Source organism: Nocardia sp. NPDC003482 (genome assembly GCF_053588115.1).
On the sequence record NZ_JBSFPI010000009.1, the window covers coordinates 265139 to 281908 of the forward strand.

The following is a 16770-nucleotide window of genomic DNA, read 5'->3' on the forward strand; positions in this document are numbered from 1 at the left end:
CCATCGACGTGCGCGCACCCCGCGCGCCGATCACACACCCGACACGAGGAAAGAAAGAACCAGGATGAGGAAATTCGCTGCGGCGTCGACTCTGGTGGTCGCCGCGCTGGGCGTCGCCGCCGGCACGGCCGGTGCCGCGCCCGCCGACAACGGCGTCGTGAACTACAAGGCCACCGCCACCGAGACGGCCACGATCATCACCACCGACGCGGGCTCGCTCGATGTCGAGGACGGGGTGTTCAAGATCAAGGCGGCCGACGGAAGCGTGCTCGCCGGAACGGAATTGAAGTTCCGGGTCGACGACTTCGAGTTCCCGATCGCCGCCCAGGTCCAGGGCCACACCGCGACGCTGTCCCCGCAGTTCGACGTCGCGCACGCGGTCTACAAGCCGGTCGCGCTGCCCTACGAGGACACCGCCCCCTGGAAGACCCCCTACGATCGCGAGCAGGCCGCCTGGACCCGCATGACCAGCACCATCACCATGGGCGCCACCATCGGCACCCTCGTCGGCGGCATCGCCGGCGGCGCGGTGGGCTGTGTGCTGGGCGGCGTCGCGGGTGCGACGGTCGCCTCGGCGGCCATCGTCGGCCTGTTCGGCGCGTTCGTCCCGGCCGCGGTGATCGGCTGCATCGGCGGCATCGTCGCCGTGGGCGCGCTGGGCACGCTGGCCGGTCAGCTGCTGGTCACCGCGCCGGTCGCGATCCTGGCCGCGATCCAGTACTTCACCACGATCAACCAGCCCTTCAGCGCCCCCAAGTAGGGAAAGACCCCGGTGGAAACCGGGGGGACACCGAGGCCCCGTCCGGCGATCCCGGACGGGGCCTCTTCGTGTTGTTAGGTTGCGCTTACCTAACTCGACCCAGTAGCGTGCCGAGGCGACGGGGTGGCCGAGAAGGTCGGGCCGCCCTCCCGAGAGACGCAGGATGGGTTATGAAGAAGATCGCCGGAGTATTCGCCGCACTGGGTTTCGCTGGTCTGCTGATCACCAGCGCCGCGTCCCCCGCGCTCGCGGATCGCTCGGTCCGGGACGCGTCGGTCGCGGATCTGTATGTGCGCGACGCGGATCCGTCGCTCGACGCGATCGCCGGGCAGTTCGCCGCGCTGTGGAACCCGAACCTGCCGATCAGCGAGAAGGTCAAGGTCAGCTACCACGGCGAGACGGCCGGTCCCGCGTTGCAGGGCATCCTCTCCCAGGGCCAGCTCTACGACTTCCTGTCGATCCAGGAGCGCGCGACCTCCAAGAGCGTCAACGGCAACACCATGACCGCCACCCTGTCCGGCGTGATGGCGGGCTTCCCGGCCGCGAGCGGAACGTACTCCTACATCCGCGAGGACGGGCTGTGGAAGGTCGACTGGAAGGCCACCTGCGCGGGCATCGGTGGCTGCACCGGCAACCCCGACTTCGGCTACTGATCCGCTCGATGATCCGAGTTTCCGCCCTGTCCAAGCGGTTCGGTGACAAGGTCGCGGTCGACGACGTGAGCTTCGCCGCCGCGGCCGGTTCGATCACCTACCTGCTCGGGCCCAACGGCGCCGGGAAGTCCACGGTCATGCGGATGATCGCCGGGCTCACCGCGCCGGACTCGGGCACGGTGCGCATCGCCGAGCGCCCGCTGCGCGAACTCGGCGACACCATGCGCGAGGTGCGGTTCAATCTCGACACCTTCGCGCGGAACCCGAGACATACGGCGCGCCAGCATCTTTCGTGGCAGGCCCGCCTCGGCGGGATACCCGTCCGCGAGGTCGGGGAGGTGCTCGACCGGGTGGGCCTGTCCGAGGTCGGGAATCGGCTCGTGGGCCGGTTCTCGCTCGGCATGTCGCAGCGGCTCGGCATCGCGTCCGCGCTGCTGGGCGACCCGCGCACGATCGTGCTCGACGAGCCGGACAACGGCCTCGACGTCGACGGGGTGCTGTGGCTGCGCGAACTGCTGACCGGGCTGGCGAACCAGGGCCGCACGCTGCTGGTCGCCTCGCACAATCTGACGGAGGTCGAGATCACCGCCGACCGCATCGTGATCATGGGCCGCGGCCGGATCCTCTCCGACGCCGACCGCGAGGAGACCCTCGCGCTCGGGTCGGGGCCGCGTCGGCTCGAGTCGGCGTATCTGACGGTCACGCGCGGCAGCGTCGAATACGCCGGGGGAGTGAAACAGTGAGTGCGGCAGTCCATTTGGCGCGCGCTGTCCGCAGCGAACTGACGAAGCTGTCCTGGCGCAGCCCGGTGTGGCTGGCGATCGTACCGATCGCCGTGGCGCTGCCGCTCGCGGTGAACGCCAGCCTGGCCGTGGCGTCGCGAATGAACAAGATCAACGGTGGCGGCGGGATGGACACCAACAACGCCGGGTACTGGGTGATGATCTTCGCGACGATCATCCTGATGTCGGCGGGTGTGTCCTCGCTCAGCAACGAGTTCCGGTACGCGACAGCGCAATTGGTGTACTGCGCACAGACCCGGCGCTGGCTGCTCCCGGTCGCGAAGCTGATCGTGTTCGGCGTGCTCGCGGCGGTGGCGGTGCTGGTCACCATGGTGATCCTGCTCGCGGTGTTCCCGGTCGTGTTTCCCGAGGTGTGGGGCCGGGTCGATATGGGCTCGGCCGCTGGAATCCGATTGTTGTGGGCGCTACCGGTTTTCGCGTTCTGCGTCTGCGCGCTGGGCGTCGGCCTCGCGGGGCTGGTGCCCCGGCCGGGGGTCGTGGTGGGCGGGGTGCTGTTGTGGAAGTTCGGCATCGAGGCGTTCTCGGCGATGTTGCCGGTGAAGGTCGGCAATGCCGTGCAGCGGTGGATGCCGTTCAAGAACGGCGAACTGGGCGCGGGTCAGTACCCGACGAGTCATCCCGCGTTCGGCGGCGCCAATGGCGCGCTGCTGTACTTCGCGCTCGTGGCCGCGGTGTTCTTCGTGCTCGGCACCGTGCGGCTGTCCCGGCGCGACCTCGCCACGGACTGAAAGGCTCAGGGCCGCAAGCGGACCGGGAGTTCGATCAGTCCGCGGATGAGGGTGCTCTCGTACCAGCGCAGATCGGCCGCGTCGATGTCGAGGCGCAGGTCCGGGAAGCGCTTCAGCAGGGCGGTGAACGCGATCGACGCCTCCAGCCTGGCCAGGGGAGCGCCCGCGCAGAAGTGGATGCCGTGGCCGAAGGCCAGATGGCCGCTCGCGTCGGCGGACAGGTCGAGCCGATCGGGGTCCGGGAAGCGGTCCGGGTCGCGGTTGGCCGCGGCCAGGGAGACGTACACCAGTTCGCCCGTGGGGATCTCGGTGTCCCCGATGCGGACCGGTTCGGCGGTGTAGCGGATGGTGGCCAGGTCGACCGGGCCGTCGTAGCGCAGGAACGATTCCACGGCGTCCGGCACGGCCGACAGGTCGGCGCTCAGCTCGCGCAGGCGGTCCGGATCGCGCAGCAGGGCCAGCGCGCCGTTGCCGATGAGATTGACCGTCGTCTCGTGGCCCGCGATGAGCAGCAGGAACGCCATGGAGACCAGCTCGTTCTCGGTGAGCCGGTCGCCGTCCTCGGCGGGCAGGGTGAGCGCCGAGAGCAGATCGTCGCCGGGGTGGGATCGCTTGGCCTGCACCAGATCTCGCAGGAACGCGGCCATGGCGGCGGTGGCGCGGGCGCGTTCGGCCTCGCGGCCCACCACGCCGACCAGATCGGTGGTCCAGGTGCGAAAGGCGTCGCGGTCGTCGACGGCGACGCCGAGCACCTCGCAGATCACGGTGATGGGCAGCGGGACGGCGAAGCTGCGCAGCAGGTCCACGCGGTCGCCGGTGTCCAGGGCGTCGAGCAGTTCGTCGGTGATCCGCTCGATGCGCGGGCGCAGGGCCGCCACCCGGCGCGGGGCGAACGCCTTGTTCACCAGCTTGCGCAGCCGGGCGTGCTGGGGCGGATCGGTGTTGAGCATGTGGGTGAGCAGCGTCAGCGACAGCGGGCTCGCCGCGGCGGCGGGGCGTTTGGCGCGGACCAGGCCGTCGACGTGGACGATGTCCTTGCGCAGGCGCGGATCGGCCAGGGCGGCGCGGGCCTCGGGATAGCCGACGACGATCCAGCGTTCGACGCCGTCGGGGAACCGGATCCGATGGACCGGGCCGTGCTCGCGCCAGCGCCGGTAATGGACATGGGGATCGGTGAAGAAATCGGCGCTCAGCGTCTCGACCACCCCGTCCACGCTACGCCCGGCCGGTGAATTCGCCCGGGGCACCGGCGGTTTCGATCATCCGATCGAAGTTCGATATGTCATCGCCCGCGTCCGCTCGGCGTTCACCGAGCGCTGATCGAATGGGACCGACCGCTTCACAGGGAGGAAACCTTATGACCAGCACCGGCATTCAGCCCAACGGCACCGTCGCGTCCCGGGTCGGCGAACTGACCACCGTCTTCGAGCGCGGCCTCCAGGAGAATCTCGGCGTCGGAGCGTCCCTCGGCATCCGCCTCGACGAGGCCGGCGACGGCTACACCCGCTACCACCTCGACCCCAACCCCGCCACCATCAACGCCATGTTCACCGTCCACGGCGGCGTCCTCGCCACGTTGCTGGACACCGCCATGGGCAGCGCCGTCTTCACCAAACTGGCCGACGGAATCGCCTACACCACCCTCGAACTCAAGGTGAACTTCATCCGCTCCGTCACCCTCGACGGCTCCCGCCTCACCTGCGACGCCAAGGCCGTCCACGTAGGCCGCCGCACCGCCACCGCCGAAGGCCGAATCACCGACGCCGCAGGCAAATTGATCGCCCACGGCTCCACCACCATTTTGGTCCTTTCCCCCGAGAAGTAGGAGAAAGGGAAGGGGCTCCACCGCGTTCCCAGCGGTGGAGCCCCTCGTGCCGACGTCCTCCCACGAGGACTCACCGCAACGCGCGGCAACTCCCGATGAACCGCACCAACTCATCGACCTGATCCGACCGCGTATCCACCGCCCGGTCAACGACTTTCACCAGATGGTCGTACGCTTCGGTGTGGTCGTAGGTGGCGACATCCGCGATGCGCAGCGCCCAGCGCCAGTAACCTCGGAGCGTATCGGCGAGGGGCATGCGGAATTCCGCGATGACGTCGCGGATGGGCGCCACCACCTCGTCGCCGTGAGTGCGCAGGTACCGCGTCACCACATCCGCCATGAACGTGAAATGCCGCGCCTCGTCGCGGGACAGCCGCAGCAACACCGCGTCCAGCACCGGCTCGTCGATCACTTCGCGCAACTGCTGGTAGTACATCTGGGTCGCCTTCTCCTGCACCAGCGCGTAGGCGAAGAACTGGACCGGGTGGTCGTAGGGCAGGTCGAAGGGTTTGCGGCCCTCGACGGCGAGATCGGTTCGGAGCGTGTCGATCTCGGCGATGCCGGAGGCGGTCTGGTAGCGGGTGAGGGCGCGGGCGTGGGTGTCCTCCTCGGCGGCCCAGCGGACCGTGAAGTGGTAGAGCTCGCGATTGTGGGTGAAGGTCGCCAGGTCCACGCTGTCGTCGACCGGGAAATACCGGTGGTAGACATCGAAATAGCCGGGCAGATGGTCCTCGATGTAGGTCACGAACTGCACCGCCGAGCGCTGGCCCTCGGTGAGCCGCCCGGCGTCGGCGCGGGCCCAGTCGAAGGCGGTCTCCACGTCCCAGGCCCGGGCGGCGGGCGAGGCGGCCAGGAAGCCGTCCACGGCCGCCGCCACCTGATCGGCCGGGATCAGGGCCGATTCGATGTTCATGGCAGTCTCCTCCGCTAGCGGGCCTTGCGGCACACCAGCGCGTAATGCTTGGTGGTGTAACCCCACCCGGCGTTGGCGATCTCCAGATAGCGCCGCAGCTTGGCGGCCAGGCCGTCGCCGTGCGCGTCGATGCGCTCGGCCGCGGCGTCCACGTTCGCGATCCAATCCTCGATCGTGCGCCGGTAGTCGTCGGTCAGATCGTCGACCGAGTTGATCGAGAACCCGGCGTTCTCGGCGGCGGTGATCAGCTCCGACAGCGGCCGCAGCTCCCCGAACCCGAAGATGTCCGCGCGCACGAACCGCGTCCCGGTCCGCGCGTCGAACGCGTCGCGCGCGGCCGCGTTGCGAAAACAGCTCTCCGACACGTACAACCGGCCCCCGCGCCGCAGCACCGCGCGCGCCCGGCGGAACACCGCGTCGACATCGGGCATGTGCACGATCGACCCGAGCAGCGACACCGCGTCGAAGTTCCGCTCCGGCAACTCCATTCGCTCGAAGTGCCCGACCCGGGTGCGGATCCGGTCGGCCACCCCGCGCGCCCGCGCCTGCTCGGCGATGTACTCGTGCTGGCGCGGCGCGGGACTGATTCCCAGTGCGTCACAACCGAATTCCTCGGCCATGAACAGGATCAGCGCACCCCACCCGCAGCCCACGTCGAGCAGCCGCTCCCCGCCGGACAGCCCCAGCCGCTCCGCCACGAACCGCAGCTTCTGCCGCTGCGCCCGCTCGAGGGTGTCGGTGTCGGACAGGTACAGCCCGGAGCTGTACTTGCGCAGCGGATCGAGGAATTCGCCGAAGATCTCCGGATCGAGATCGTAGTGCTGATTGGTGTCGGCGATCGCGGTCACGCCGCGGCCTCCGCCCGCGCCTTGCCGACCACGGTCGCCACCTGCGACAGCGTGGACAGGCCGAACACGTCCTCGTCGTCGAGTTCGATGTCGTAGGCGCGTTCGATGCGCGCGATCATGCGCAGCACCCGCACCGAGTCCACCCCGGCCATGCCGCGCAGATCGGCGTCGGGGGTGAGTTCGCTTGCGGGAATGCCGGTTTCGGACGCGGCGATCTCGGTGACGGTGCGCAGGATGTCGTCGTGAGCGGTCATGGGTGAACTCCGTTCGGGGACAGGGTGTTCGGACGGGACAGGGCGTCGGACAGGCGCGCGACATCGTCGTCGCTGAGGGTGAGCTGATGACGGACGTCGCCCAGGGCGAACGGCCGATAGGTCGCGGTGGCGGTGGCGCACAACTGCCCGTCCGCGTCGACGATCTCCGCGGCGGCCGCGATGGTCGCGTCCCCGCCCTCGGAAATCGTTGCGCGACAGACATAGTCGCCATCCACCAACAGCGGCGTCAGATAGCGGGTGCGCATCGAGACGGTGAACGCGGGCACCCCGCGCGCGAGCACGATCAGATTGCCCATCACCTCGTCGCACACCACGCCGATGAGCCCGCCGTGCACCACGCCGGGATAGGACTCGAACTCGCGGCCGAGCCGGACCGCGGCCTCCAACCCGTCGCCGCGACGGGTGAAGCTCAGCCGCAGCCCGGACGGGTTGTGCGGCGAACAGCCGAAGCACCGGTAGTCCGGCACCACCGACCAGGGCACGCGCACGGTGTCGTGGTCCATGGCTCAGGCGATCGCGTCGGCCAGCGCGCGGCGCACCTTGGCGTTGGACGACAGGTCCAGCCCGGTGATCCCGGCGAAGGTGCGGCGCACCTTGTCGTGCAGATCCTCGAGTTCGCCCTCGGCGGCGACCTGTTCGAGGAACAGCTCGAATCCGGTGTCGATGGTCTCGTGGTCGCCCAACTCACTGATGCCGGACTTGAACGTGCTCACCGGATGCTTGATCTTGGCCTCGGAGCTGTACACGTACAGCGTCTCGAGCACCGAGGGCAGTTCCTCGGGCCGCCGCTCCAGCCGCTTGGTGGTGTAGTGGATGAACTCGCGCGCGTGCCCGGACTCGTCGCGGCTGGCGCGCAGCAGCAGATCCTTCAGCACCGGCTCCTCCACCCAGCGCGACACCGCCCGGTAGACGTGGTTGACGGTCAGCTCGCTGATGATGTTGGTGGCCAACGTCGCCGAGGGCGTGGTGCCCGGCGCGTACGGCTCGCGCATGGCGTCCACGGCCCGATCGTCGACGGCCTCGCCCACGGCGGCCAGCCACGACCGGAAGGCGTAGTGGTGCTGCACTTCCTGATAACCCCACACCACCGCGAAGGTGGAGAAGTCGTAGTCGTCCACGAACTCCTCGAGGAAGCCGTGCACGGCGGCGATCACATTCGATTCGCCCATGGCCGCGCTCTTGGCCAGGGTCACGTACTCGGGCCGGACCAGGGTCGGATCGACCGACCCCAGCGACAGGTCGGTCAGTTGCCAATGCAGCCGCTCGTAGTGGCGGAAGACGTCGTAGCTGTGCACGGGGGCTCCGATCTCGAAACGGGAGGCGGGGGATTACGAGAGCAGTTCGCGGGCGGCGAGGCGTTGCAGCTTGCCGCTCGAGGTGCGCGGGATGCTGCGCGGGGCGACCAGGCACACCCGCACGGCCGCCAGCCCGAGCCGGGCGGCGATGCGGTCACCGATGTTCGCGCACAACGCCTCTCGCGCGGCGCCGGTCAGTTCGGTCTCGGCGATCACCGCGATGGTCTCGGCGTCGTCGGGGTCGATGGTCGCGGTGCAGCGGAACTTGTAGACGCCGTCCAGATCGCGGACCGCGGCCTCCACGTCCTGGGCGTAGTAGTTGACCCCGCGCACGGTGATCATGTCCTTGCTGCGCCCGGTGACGAACAGCTCGCCGCCGCGCAGATAGCCCAGATCGCCGGTGCGCAGCCACCCGTCGGTGAACGGATCGACCGGATCCACCGTCAGATAGCCGTCGGTGACCGACAGCCCGCGGATGAGGATCTCGCCCACCTCGCCGTCGGGCACGGTCATCCCGGACTCGTCGTCCACGACCCGCAGCCGCAGCCCGGCCACCGGATAACCCACCCCCGCCACCGCGCGGGCGCCCGGATCGTCCGGCGAAACCGGATGCGCCCACCCGGATTCCGACAGCGTGGCCCGGTCGACCCAGTCGAACACCGGCCCTCGGCCCAGCGGCGGGAAGGTGACGGCCAGGGTCGCCTCGGCCATCCCGTACACCCCGAACATGGTCTCCGGCGCGAAACCCGCCGGGGCGAACCGATTCTGGAACGCGGTCACCACCTGATGGGAGATGGGTTCGGCCCCGTTGAACGCGATCCGCCAGCGGCTCAGGTCGAAGTCGGTCACCCGCTCCGGCGGCACCGCGGCCAGCAGCGCCTCGTAGCCGAAGTTCGGCATGGCGGTGATCGTCGTTCCGCTGGCATCGAATTGGGCCAGCCAGCGGGCCGGATCCTTGACGAACGCCGCCGGGGACCACAGATGGGAGGGAATGCCGCGCAGAATCGCCGACAGCGTGCCGAACAGGCCCATGTCATGGAACAGCGGCAGCCAGAACCCGCCCTGATCGTCGAGATCCAGCGCGATGCCCTCGCGGATGGCGGCCAGCCCGGCCAGCACCATGCGATGGGTCAGCCGCACCCCCTTGGGCGCGGCCGTGCTCCCGGAGGTGAACTGGACGACCGCGAGATCGTCCGAACCGACCTCGGGCAGAATGGCGTTCACATTATTGTTCTCGAAAAGCGCGACGGCGTCGTGGAATTGCACATCGACGGTGTCGCCGAGCAGCGACGTCATTTCCGCGTAACGCGGCGACACCAGGATGTGACGCATTCCCGAGGCGGCGACAATGGCGGCGAGTTTGTGCGGATATTGTTCGATCTGCCGCGCGCCCGCGGGCAACGGCAGCGGGGTGGCGGCGGCGCCCGCGGCGATCGAGCCGAAGAATCCGATGAGGAATTCCGGGGCGTTGGGCGCCAGGATGCCGATCGGCTCGCCGCGCTGGACACCCTGCGCGACAAGCGATTTCGCCGCCGCGAGGGCGGCGTCGTGGAGTTCGGAATAGGTCGTCGATTGCGCCGAGGACCAGAAGGTGGCGCTCACCCGCGGATGGGCGGCCGCGATTTCGGCGAGCCGGTCCGTGAGTGTCGGACCCGTTACCGAGGAATTCATGACCGTCACGACAACAGCGCAGTGTGACCGCATGGCGAACGAGCTGTGAATTCCGCGCGCTGATAATTCCTTCCGATTGCCCGATCACCCTGCGCGATAACGTTGTTCGGCTATCACCCGATAGGAAGCGGCGATCTTCGCCGCCCGGTCCCTCGGGCCGACGCCACGATGGTCGCGAACCCGGTTTTCCGCGTCGGCGACACGTGTCGCCTCCCACCCCAGGAGTCGCCCGGTGAGTTCCGAGCAGTCCGCGCTCGCGCAGATCAGTCCCGTGCAGCAGGCGGTCGTCGACAGTGTCGGCCCGCACATGCGCCACAATCCCTACGACGCCTACGAGGTGCTGCGCGCGGCCGGTCCGTTCGTGCCCGGTCCCCACGACATGCGGTTGGTCACCCGCTACGCCGAGGCGCGCGCGATCATGCAGGATCCGCGCTGGAGCCACGCCGAGGAACCGCAGTTGCTGCACGGTTCCAGCGATATCGAGCTGCCCGGCTCGTTCCTGTGGATGGAGCCGCCGGAGCACACCCGCCTGCGCGGGCTGGTCGGCAGGGCGTTCACCGCCCGCTCGGTGGGCGCCATGCGCGAACGCGCGGAGGAACTGGTCGCGGGGATGCTCGACGACATCCTCGCCCGCCGCGAGGTGGAACTGCTCGACGCGCTGGCATATCCGTTGCCGCTCAGCATGATCTGCGAGATGCTCGGCGTGCCGCCGGAGGCGCACGAGCAGGTGCGGCACATGTCGCACGCCATCGCCCGCGGCCTGGATCCCGATACCCTGCTCGCGCCCGAGGAATTGGCGGCCCGCACCGCGGCGGTGCGCGAATTCGAGGAGTTCTTCGGCGAATTGGCGCGCCAGCGCCGCGCCGAACCCCGCGACGATCTGATCACCGCGCTGGTGCAGGCCGAGGAGCAGGGCGTGGCGCTCACCCCGACCGAACTGATCGGCACCCTGCTGATCCTGGTCGTGGCCGGGCACGAGACCACCGTCAACCTGATCGCCAACGGCGTGCTGGCCCTGATCCGCAACCCCTGGGAGTTCCGGCGGCTGCGCTCGAATCCGCAGCTGGCCGTGCCCGCGGTGGACGAGGTGCTGCGCTACGACGCCCCCGTGCACCTGACCACCCGCGCCGCGCACGACCGAATCACGGTGGGGGAGCACACCTTCGAACCCGGCGACGCGGTGGTGGTGCTGTTCGCCTCCGCCAACCGCGACCCGCTGGCCTTCCCCGACCCGGACCGCTTCGACATCGCCCGCTACGCGGCGGGCAACCGCACCGACCGGCACCTGTCGTTCGGGCTGGGCCTGCACTACTGCCTGGGCGCGTTCCTCGCGCGGGTCGAGATGCAGACGGTGCTGACCGCGATCGCCGAACGGGTCAAGGATCTGGAACTGCTCGCCGAACCCGCCTACCGCCCGAATGTGGTGGTGCGCGGCGTGTCCCGGCTCGACGTGCGGGTGGTGGCCCGATGAGCACCGCGATCCCGGAGATCACCTTCGACGCCTTCCAGCCCGCGCACCGCGCCGACCCGTATCCGGAGTACCGGCGGGTGCGCGACGCGACCCCGCTGCTGCCCTTCGAATTGGGCGATGTGCCGGTCACTCTCGTCACCCGCTACGAGGAGTGCGCGGCGGTGCTCACCGGCGCGCACTGGGGGCACGGCTACACCGCGGGCATCAGCCCGTTCCGCGACAGCACCGCCGCCATCCCCGGCTCGTTCGTGCGCATGGACCCGCCCGAGCACGGCCGCTACCGCAAACTGGTCGCGAAGGCGTTCACGCCCAAGACGATCGCCGAACTGTCCCCGCTGGCGGGCCGGGTGGTGGACGACCTGCTCGACGCCGCCATCGAGCGCGGCACCCTGGACGTGCTCAACGAACTCGCGGTCCCGTTGGCGGTGGCCATGATCCCGGTGCGGCTGCTCGGCGGCGATCCGGCCCGCGCCGCCGACTTCCGCGCCTGGCAGCTCGCCATCGCCCGGGGCAGCGATCCCGACGCGCTGCTCACCGACGACGCCGTCGCCGCGCGCGGGATCGCCGCCCGCGACTGCCTCACCTACTTCGCCGGTCTGGTGGAGCGCAAGAAGTCCGCGCCCACCGACGATCTGCTCAGCGAACTGGTCGCCGCGGCCGCCGCGGGCGGGGAGCTGACCCAGCCCGAGGTGGTCGGCATGGCGTTGCTGCTGCTGGTCGCCGGGATGGAGACCTCGATCAACCTGATCGGCAACGGCATGCTGGCACTGCTGCGCAATCCGGATCAGATGGCGTTGCTGCGCGAGCGGCCCGATCTGATCGCGCCCGCGCTGGACGAGATGCTGCGCTACGACGCGCCCACCCAGTTCACCATCCGGGTGGCGCTCGAGGATACGACCGTGGGCGGCAAGCGGTTCCGGCGCGGCGACGGCGTCGTGGTGCTCACCGGCTCGGCCGGGCGCGACGGCCGCGTCTTCGCCGATCCGGAGACCTTCGACGTCACCCGTTACGCCGGAAACCGGCCCGCCCGTAAGCATCTCGGGTTCAGCCTGGGCATCCACTTCTGCGTCGGCGCGCCGCTGGCCCGGCTCGAGGCCGAGGTCGCGGTGCGCGCGCTGCTGGCCCGCGCCCCCGAACTCGCGCTCGCGACCGAGACGGTCGACTACCAGCCCAGCCTCATCCACCGCGGCATCGTCGCGCTGCCGGTGACGCTGTGAGCGACGGGCACGCCGTCGTCGTCGGCGCGGGCGTGGCCGGGCTGCTCGCGGCCCGGGTGCTCACCGAGCGGTTCGACCGGGTCACCGTCCTGGAACGCGATGCGGCCGAGGCGGATTCGGAGCGGCGCGGCGTCCCGCAGGCCCGGCATCTGCACGGGCTGCTCGATCGCGGCCGGACCGCCATCGAGCGGCTCTACCCGGGATTCACGGGCGAGATGGAACGGCGCGGCGCGGCCACCGCGGAGGTGCTCATCGGAACCCGTTGGTACGTGGGCGGTTCCCGCGTCGCGCCCGCCGAGACGGGCCTGACCTCGGTGCTGGCCACCCGGCCGCTGCTGGAATCGGTGCTGCGCGAACGCACCCTCGCGCTGCCCGGGGTGCGGCTGCGTGCGCACACGACGGCGCGGTCGCTGCTCGGCAACGCCGCCCGGGTGCGGGCCGTGCAGGTCACCACCGACGGCGAACCCGACACGCTCGCCGCCGATCTCGTCGTCGACGCCACCGGGCGCGGCTCGCGGGCCCCGCAATGGCTCAGCCAGTTGGGCGCCCGCGCCCCGCAGGAGGAGACCCTGGAGGTCGATCTCGGTTACGCGTCGCGGTTCTACCGGGCCCGGCCCGGACAGCTCGACGGGCACCGCTCGGTGATCGTGTCGACCGGACCCGACGGGCGCGGCGGCGGCGCCATCCGCGTGGAGGGCGACCGCTGGCATGTCACCCTCGCCGGAATGCTCGGCGACCATCCGCCCACCGAGCCGGACGCGTTCGCCGCGTTCGCCGCCGGACTGCCCACCCCCGACATCCACGACATCGTCTCGGGCGAACCGCTCGGCGATCCGGTGCCGTACCGGTTCCGCCAGGCCGTGCGCCGCCGCTACGATCGGCAACCCGTTGTGCCGCAAGGGTTCCTGGCCCTCGGCGACGCGCTGTGCAGTTTCAACCCGCTCTACGCCCAGGGCATGACCGTGGCCGCGCAGCAGGCGCTGGCGCTGCGGGAGTGCCTGCACACCGACGCGCGGCGGCTGCCCGCCCGGTTCTACGCCGAGGCCGCCAACTGCGTCGCGGCGGCCTGGCAGCTGTCGACCACCGCGGATCTCGCCCATCCCGGTGTCGTCGGGCGGCGCTCGCCGCGCACCCACGCCACCCATGCCTATCTCGCGCGCGTGCATCGCGCGGCGCACACCGATCCGCGGGTGGCGCGCGCGTTCCTGCGCGTGGCCAATCTCGTGGAACCGCCCGCCGCCCTGCTGCATCCGCGCGTCCTCGGCCGCGTCCTGCGCCCCGCCGCCCCGGCGCGACCACCGGTACCCCAGCCCGCCCGCCGCTGATCACCGAGGAGAAACCGATGGACCCTTCGCAGTCGAACACCGCTGTCGCCGAACCCGATTCGGCCGTCGCCGCCGCCCTCGCCCGGTTGCTGGGGCCCGAGGGCCGCCCCGATCCCTACGCCGCGGCCGCCGTGCTGCGCGAGGCCGGGCCCCTGCATCAGACCCCGATCGGCCACCACGTGCTCACCCGTTACGAGGACTGCGCCGCGGTGCTGTCCACCACCGCGTGGAGCCACGCCGAGGAGGCGGGCATGATGCATCCGACCGTCTCCCCGGAGAACGCCCCCGAGGAACTGCCCACCTCGTTCCTGTGGATGGAGCCGCCGGACCACACCCGCCTGCGCAACCTCGTCACCAAGGGATTCACCCCGCGCATGGTCACCCGGCTGCGCCCGCGCATCACCGAACTCACCGAACAACTGGTCGACAACGCCTTGGCCGCGGGCGAATTCGATCTGGTGGAGACCATCGCCTACCCGCTGCCGCTGATCATCGCCTGCGAGCTGATCGGCGTGCCCAGCGAGGCCTACGAGCAGGTGCACCGCTGGTCGCAGGATCTGGCGCGCGGCTTCGACCACGACTACACGCTGCCGCCCGAGGCGCTGACCGCGCGCAGCGCCGCCTCGCGCGGATTCATGGGCTACTTCCGCGAACTGCTCAACGAGCGCCGTGCCCGGCCCGCCGACGATCTGCTCAGCGCCCTGTCACTGGTCGAGGACCGCGGCGACGTGCTCACCGAACAGGAACTGCTCGCCACCTGCATCACCACCTTCGTCGCCGGGCACGAGACCACCGCCAACCTCGTCGGCACCGGCCTGTTGCAGCTCATGCGCAACCCGGACCAGTTCGAGCGGATGCGCGAGCGGCCCGGCCTGACCGAGTACGCCCCCGACGAACTGCTGCGGCTCGAGCCGTCGGTGCAGATCACCACCCGCGCGGCCACCCGCCCGATCGAGGTGGCCGGGCACCGGTTCGAGACCGGCGAAGGCGTTGTGGTGCTGATCAATTCGGCCAACCGCGACCCGCGCGCCTACGCCGATCCCGACCGCGTCGACGTCGCCCGCTACGCCGACCCGCACCACCCGGCCAAGAAGCATCTCGGCTTCAGCCTCGGCATCCACTACTGCCTCGGCGCGCCGCTGGCCCTGCTGGAGATGGAGATCCTGCTCGACGTGCTGCTGCGCCGCGCCCGCACCCTCGAACCGCTCACCGAGAATCCGCCCTACAAGCCGAATGTCGTCATCCGCGGCCTGGAGGCGCTGCCGGTGCGGATCACCCCCGCCTGACTCCGTTCCGGTACCGCGGGCCGCGCGGGAGCGGTATAACCGGGACATGAACCCGATCACGGGTGTCGAAGCGCTTGTGCGGCGGCTCGATTCGTGGCAGCAACGGCACCGGCCGGTGGCGTTCGTGGTCGGGGTGATCAAGAAGTTCAACGACGACGAGGCCGGGACGCTGGTCGCGCTGCTGGCCTACTACGCATTCGTGGCGACCTTCCCGCTGCTGCTCGTGCTGGTGACGGCGGCGGGCATCGTGCTGCGGGATTCGCCGGGACTGCGCCAGCAGGTGGTGGATTCGGCGTTCAGCGAGTTCCCCATCGTCGGCGCGCAACTGCACGAGCAGCTCGGCGTCACGGCGCTGGGCAACACCGGCCTCGCCCTCACCGTCGGTATCGCCGGATCGGTCTGGGGCGCACGGGGTTTCGCGGCGGCGGTGCAGAAGACGCTGAACACGGTGTGGGCGGTGCCGCGGGTGGACCGGCCCGCCTTCCCGCTGAACTACGTGCGCGCCCTGGGACTGCTGGCGGTGCTGGGCCTGACGATCGTGGTCGCGGTGACCGCCGCGGCGATGGGCGCGGCGGGGGAGGCGCTCGGGCTGGGCGCGCTGCCGGTGCGGATCCTGGTGGTCGCGGTGTCCGGGTTGCTGGACGGGGCGCTGTTCCTGGCGGCGTTCCGGCTGGCGACCGCCGGGGTGGTGGCCACCCGTTCGATGATCCCGGGCGCGTTCGCCGCCGGGATGGCCTGGCAGTTGCTGTCCAATCTGGCCGGAGTGCTGCTGGCCCACACCCTGCGGCACGCGGAGGCGGTCGCCGGGCTGTTCGGCGTGGTGCTCGGGCTGCTGAGCTGGTTCGCGTTGCAGGCCACGGTCACCCTGTACGCCGTGGAGGCCGATGTGGTGCGCAGCCGCGGGCTGTGGCCGCGCGGGCTCAGCCAGCCGCCGCTCACCTCGGCCGACAAGTCCTACCTCATCGCGGCCACCGGCGCGGAGACCCGCAGCCCCGAACAGCGGGTGGAAATCGGGTTCACCCCCGCCGCGGATCGTCCGCCCGAGGAGTAACCCACGTTTGGCGCGATAGCAAGCGGCTATTTCGGCGGTGATCATGATTCGGCCGGGTCGGCCCAGTCGAGAGGAGAATCGAGATGGCCACAGCCGGATACGCCCAGGGCAGGGTGGGCGGCAGCACGCTCATCCAGACCGCCGCGTACGCGATCGGCGCGGTGTTCCTGCTGGTCGGAATCCTCGGGTTCATCCCCGGGATCACGACCGACTACGACATGCTGTCGTGGGCGGGACACCATTCCGGCGCGAAGTTGTTCGGACTCTTCAACGTCTCGGCGCTGCACAACATCGTGCACCTGGTCTTCGGTCTGGCCGGGCTCGCGATGGCGCGCTCGCGGGCGGGCGCGCGTACCTTCCTGATCGGCGGCGGCGTCATCTACCTGGCCTTGTGGATCTACGGGTTGCTGGTCGACAAGGACAGCGACGCCAACTTCATCCCGGTCAACAACGCCGACAACTGGCTGCACCTCGGCCTCGGCGCGGTCATGGTCGCGCTCGGCCTGCTGCTGCCCGCGGGCGGCGGCTCGGGTATGGCGGCGGGTTCGCCGCAGCGCGGACGCCCGGAGGGCCGCCGCCAGGCCCGGCACACCCGGCACGGGCACGCGCACTGACCCATCCCGGGGCCCGCGCCGCATCGGGCGCGGGC

The 16770-nt window shown here is 70.3% G+C and carries 18 protein-coding genes; 11 read left to right on the top strand and 7 right to left on the bottom strand.

Features of this window, described 5'->3' with window-relative positions; genetic code table 11:
• Positions 1-64 precede the first annotated feature (64 nt).
• From ACWDSJ_RS16805 to ACWDSJ_RS16820, 4 genes are all read left to right on the top strand, one after another.
• Entirely contained in the window at positions 65-760 is a 696-nt protein-coding gene (locus ACWDSJ_RS16805) for a hypothetical protein (RefSeq protein ID WP_450032904.1), read from the top strand.
• Positions 761-930: 170 nt separating this feature from the next.
• Positions 931-1413 (top strand): hypothetical protein, encoded by a 483-nt coding sequence (locus ACWDSJ_RS16810; RefSeq protein ID WP_450032906.1) that lies wholly within the window; start codon positions 931-933, stop codon positions 1411-1413.
• 8 nt (positions 1414-1421) lie between these two features.
• Entirely contained in the window at positions 1422-2156 is a 735-nt protein-coding gene (locus ACWDSJ_RS16815) for an ABC transporter ATP-binding protein (RefSeq protein WP_450032908.1), read from the top strand.
• On the top strand, positions 2153-2944 hold the full coding sequence (locus ACWDSJ_RS16820; RefSeq protein ID WP_450032910.1) for an ABC transporter permease: 792 nt from the start codon (positions 2153-2155) through the stop codon (positions 2942-2944). The genes ACWDSJ_RS16815 and ACWDSJ_RS16820 overlap by 4 nt, the downstream gene beginning before the upstream one ends.
• A gap of 5 nt (positions 2945-2949) precedes the next feature.
• Here the strand turns inward: ACWDSJ_RS16820 and ACWDSJ_RS16825 are convergent, their stop codons facing one another.
• Positions 2950-4149 carry a cytochrome P450 family protein gene (locus ACWDSJ_RS16825; RefSeq protein ID WP_450032912.1) on the bottom strand — a complete coding sequence of 400 codons (1200 nt, stop codon included), beginning with the start codon at positions 4147-4149 and terminating at the stop codon, positions 2950-2952.
• A gap of 152 nt (positions 4150-4301) precedes the next feature.
• Between ACWDSJ_RS16825 and ACWDSJ_RS16830 the strand changes: the two genes are divergently transcribed.
• On the top strand, positions 4302-4769 hold the full coding sequence (locus tag ACWDSJ_RS16830) for a PaaI family thioesterase (RefSeq protein ID WP_387357076.1): 468 nt from the start codon (positions 4302-4304) through the stop codon (positions 4767-4769).
• A gap of 70 nt (positions 4770-4839) precedes the next feature.
• Here the strand turns inward: ACWDSJ_RS16830 and ACWDSJ_RS16835 are convergent, their stop codons facing one another.
• The 6 genes from ACWDSJ_RS16835 to ACWDSJ_RS16860 are packed head-to-tail and all read right to left on the bottom strand — an operon-like array spanning position 4840 to position 9771.
• Positions 4840-5682, bottom strand: coding sequence for an acyl-ACP desaturase (locus tag ACWDSJ_RS16835; protein ID WP_387357078.1), 843 nt, complete (start codon positions 5680-5682; stop codon positions 4840-4842).
• Between the two features lie 14 nt (positions 5683-5696).
• Positions 5697-6530 (bottom strand): SAM-dependent methyltransferase, encoded by an 834-nt coding sequence (locus tag ACWDSJ_RS16840; protein ID WP_450032915.1) that lies wholly within the window; start codon positions 6528-6530, stop codon positions 5697-5699.
• The gene (locus ACWDSJ_RS16845) at positions 6527-6784 is read right to left on the bottom strand and encodes an acyl carrier protein (RefSeq protein ID WP_387357082.1); all 258 of its coding nucleotides are present in this window, start codon (positions 6782-6784) and stop codon (positions 6527-6529) included. Before ACWDSJ_RS16845 ends, ACWDSJ_RS16840 begins: the two co-directional genes overlap by 4 nt.
• A complete protein-coding gene (locus tag ACWDSJ_RS16850) occupies positions 6781-7308 on the bottom strand; it encodes a PaaI family thioesterase (protein ID WP_450032917.1) in 528 nt (175 codons plus the stop codon). The genes ACWDSJ_RS16845 and ACWDSJ_RS16850 overlap by 4 nt, the downstream gene beginning before the upstream one ends.
• A gap of 3 nt (positions 7309-7311) precedes the next feature.
• The gene (locus ACWDSJ_RS16855) at positions 7312-8100 is read right to left on the bottom strand and encodes a ferritin-like domain-containing protein (protein WP_387357085.1); all 789 of its coding nucleotides are present in this window, start codon (positions 8098-8100) and stop codon (positions 7312-7314) included.
• A gap of 33 nt (positions 8101-8133) precedes the next feature.
• Positions 8134-9771 carry a fatty acyl-AMP ligase gene (locus ACWDSJ_RS16860; RefSeq protein WP_450032920.1) on the bottom strand — a complete coding sequence of 546 codons (1638 nt, stop codon included), beginning with the start codon at positions 9769-9771 and terminating at the stop codon, positions 8134-8136.
• A gap of 232 nt (positions 9772-10003) precedes the next feature.
• On the opposite strand from ACWDSJ_RS16860, the gene ACWDSJ_RS16865 reads away from it, so the two are divergent.
• The 6 genes from ACWDSJ_RS16865 (at position 10004) to ACWDSJ_RS16890 (ending at position 16735) form a co-directional block, all read left to right on the top strand.
• Positions 10004-11242, top strand: coding sequence for a cytochrome P450 (locus ACWDSJ_RS16865; protein ID WP_450032922.1), 1239 nt, complete (start codon positions 10004-10006; stop codon positions 11240-11242).
• Positions 11239-12459 (top strand): cytochrome P450, encoded by a 1221-nt coding sequence (locus ACWDSJ_RS16870; RefSeq protein ID WP_450032924.1) that lies wholly within the window; start codon positions 11239-11241, stop codon positions 12457-12459. The genes ACWDSJ_RS16865 and ACWDSJ_RS16870 overlap by 4 nt, the downstream gene beginning before the upstream one ends.
• Entirely contained in the window at positions 12456-13784 is a 1329-nt protein-coding gene (locus ACWDSJ_RS16875) for an NAD(P)/FAD-dependent oxidoreductase (protein WP_450032926.1), read from the top strand. The genes ACWDSJ_RS16870 and ACWDSJ_RS16875 overlap by 4 nt, the downstream gene beginning before the upstream one ends.
• Before the next feature lie 17 nt (positions 13785-13801).
• Complete coding sequence (locus ACWDSJ_RS16880) at positions 13802-15070, top strand: cytochrome P450 (protein WP_450032928.1); 1269 nt, start codon at positions 13802-13804, stop codon at positions 15068-15070.
• A gap of 46 nt (positions 15071-15116) precedes the next feature.
• Positions 15117-16121: a YihY/virulence factor BrkB family protein gene (locus tag ACWDSJ_RS16885; RefSeq protein ID WP_450032930.1), complete on the top strand. Its 1005-nt coding sequence runs from the start codon at positions 15117-15119 to the stop codon at positions 16119-16121.
• A gap of 83 nt (positions 16122-16204) precedes the next feature.
• Positions 16205-16735, top strand: a complete 531-nt coding sequence (locus ACWDSJ_RS16890; RefSeq protein WP_450032932.1) for a DUF4383 domain-containing protein — start codon at positions 16205-16207, stop codon at positions 16733-16735.
• Positions 16736-16770 lie beyond the last annotated feature (35 nt).

Bases quoted from the DNA above. Each gene is read 5' to 3' on its own strand.
- ACWDSJ_RS16860 (WP_450032920.1), bottom strand. From the start codon at position 9,771: ATGAATTCCTCGGTAACGGGTCCGACACTCACGGACCGGCTCGCCGAA.
- ACWDSJ_RS16835 (WP_387357078.1), bottom strand. From the start codon at position 5,682: ATGAACATCGAATCGGCCCTGATCCCGGCCGATCAGGTGGCGGCGGCC.
- ACWDSJ_RS16845 (WP_387357082.1), bottom strand. From the start codon at position 6,784: ATGACCGCTCACGACGACATCCTGCGCACCGTCACCGAGATCGCCGCG.
- ACWDSJ_RS16810 (WP_450032906.1), top strand. From the start codon at position 931: ATGAAGAAGATCGCCGGAGTATTCGCCGCACTGGGTTTCGCTGGTCTG.
- ACWDSJ_RS16815 (WP_450032908.1), top strand. From the start codon at position 1,422: ATGATCCGAGTTTCCGCCCTGTCCAAGCGGTTCGGTGACAAGGTCGCG.
- ACWDSJ_RS16805 (WP_450032904.1), top strand. From the start codon at position 65: ATGAGGAAATTCGCTGCGGCGTCGACTCTGGTGGTCGCCGCGCTGGGC.
- ACWDSJ_RS16830 (WP_387357076.1), top strand. From the start codon at position 4,302: ATGACCAGCACCGGCATTCAGCCCAACGGCACCGTCGCGTCCCGGGTC.
- ACWDSJ_RS16885 (WP_450032930.1), top strand. From the start codon at position 15,117: ATGAACCCGATCACGGGTGTCGAAGCGCTTGTGCGGCGGCTCGATTCG.
- ACWDSJ_RS16890 (WP_450032932.1), top strand. From the start codon at position 16,205: ATGGCCACAGCCGGATACGCCCAGGGCAGGGTGGGCGGCAGCACGCTC.
- ACWDSJ_RS16870 (WP_450032924.1), top strand. From the start codon at position 11,239: ATGAGCACCGCGATCCCGGAGATCACCTTCGACGCCTTCCAGCCCGCG.
- ACWDSJ_RS16850 (WP_450032917.1), bottom strand. From the start codon at position 7,308: ATGGACCACGACACCGTGCGCGTGCCCTGGTCGGTGGTGCCGGACTAC.
- ACWDSJ_RS16880 (WP_450032928.1), top strand. From the start codon at position 13,802: ATGGACCCTTCGCAGTCGAACACCGCTGTCGCCGAACCCGATTCGGCC.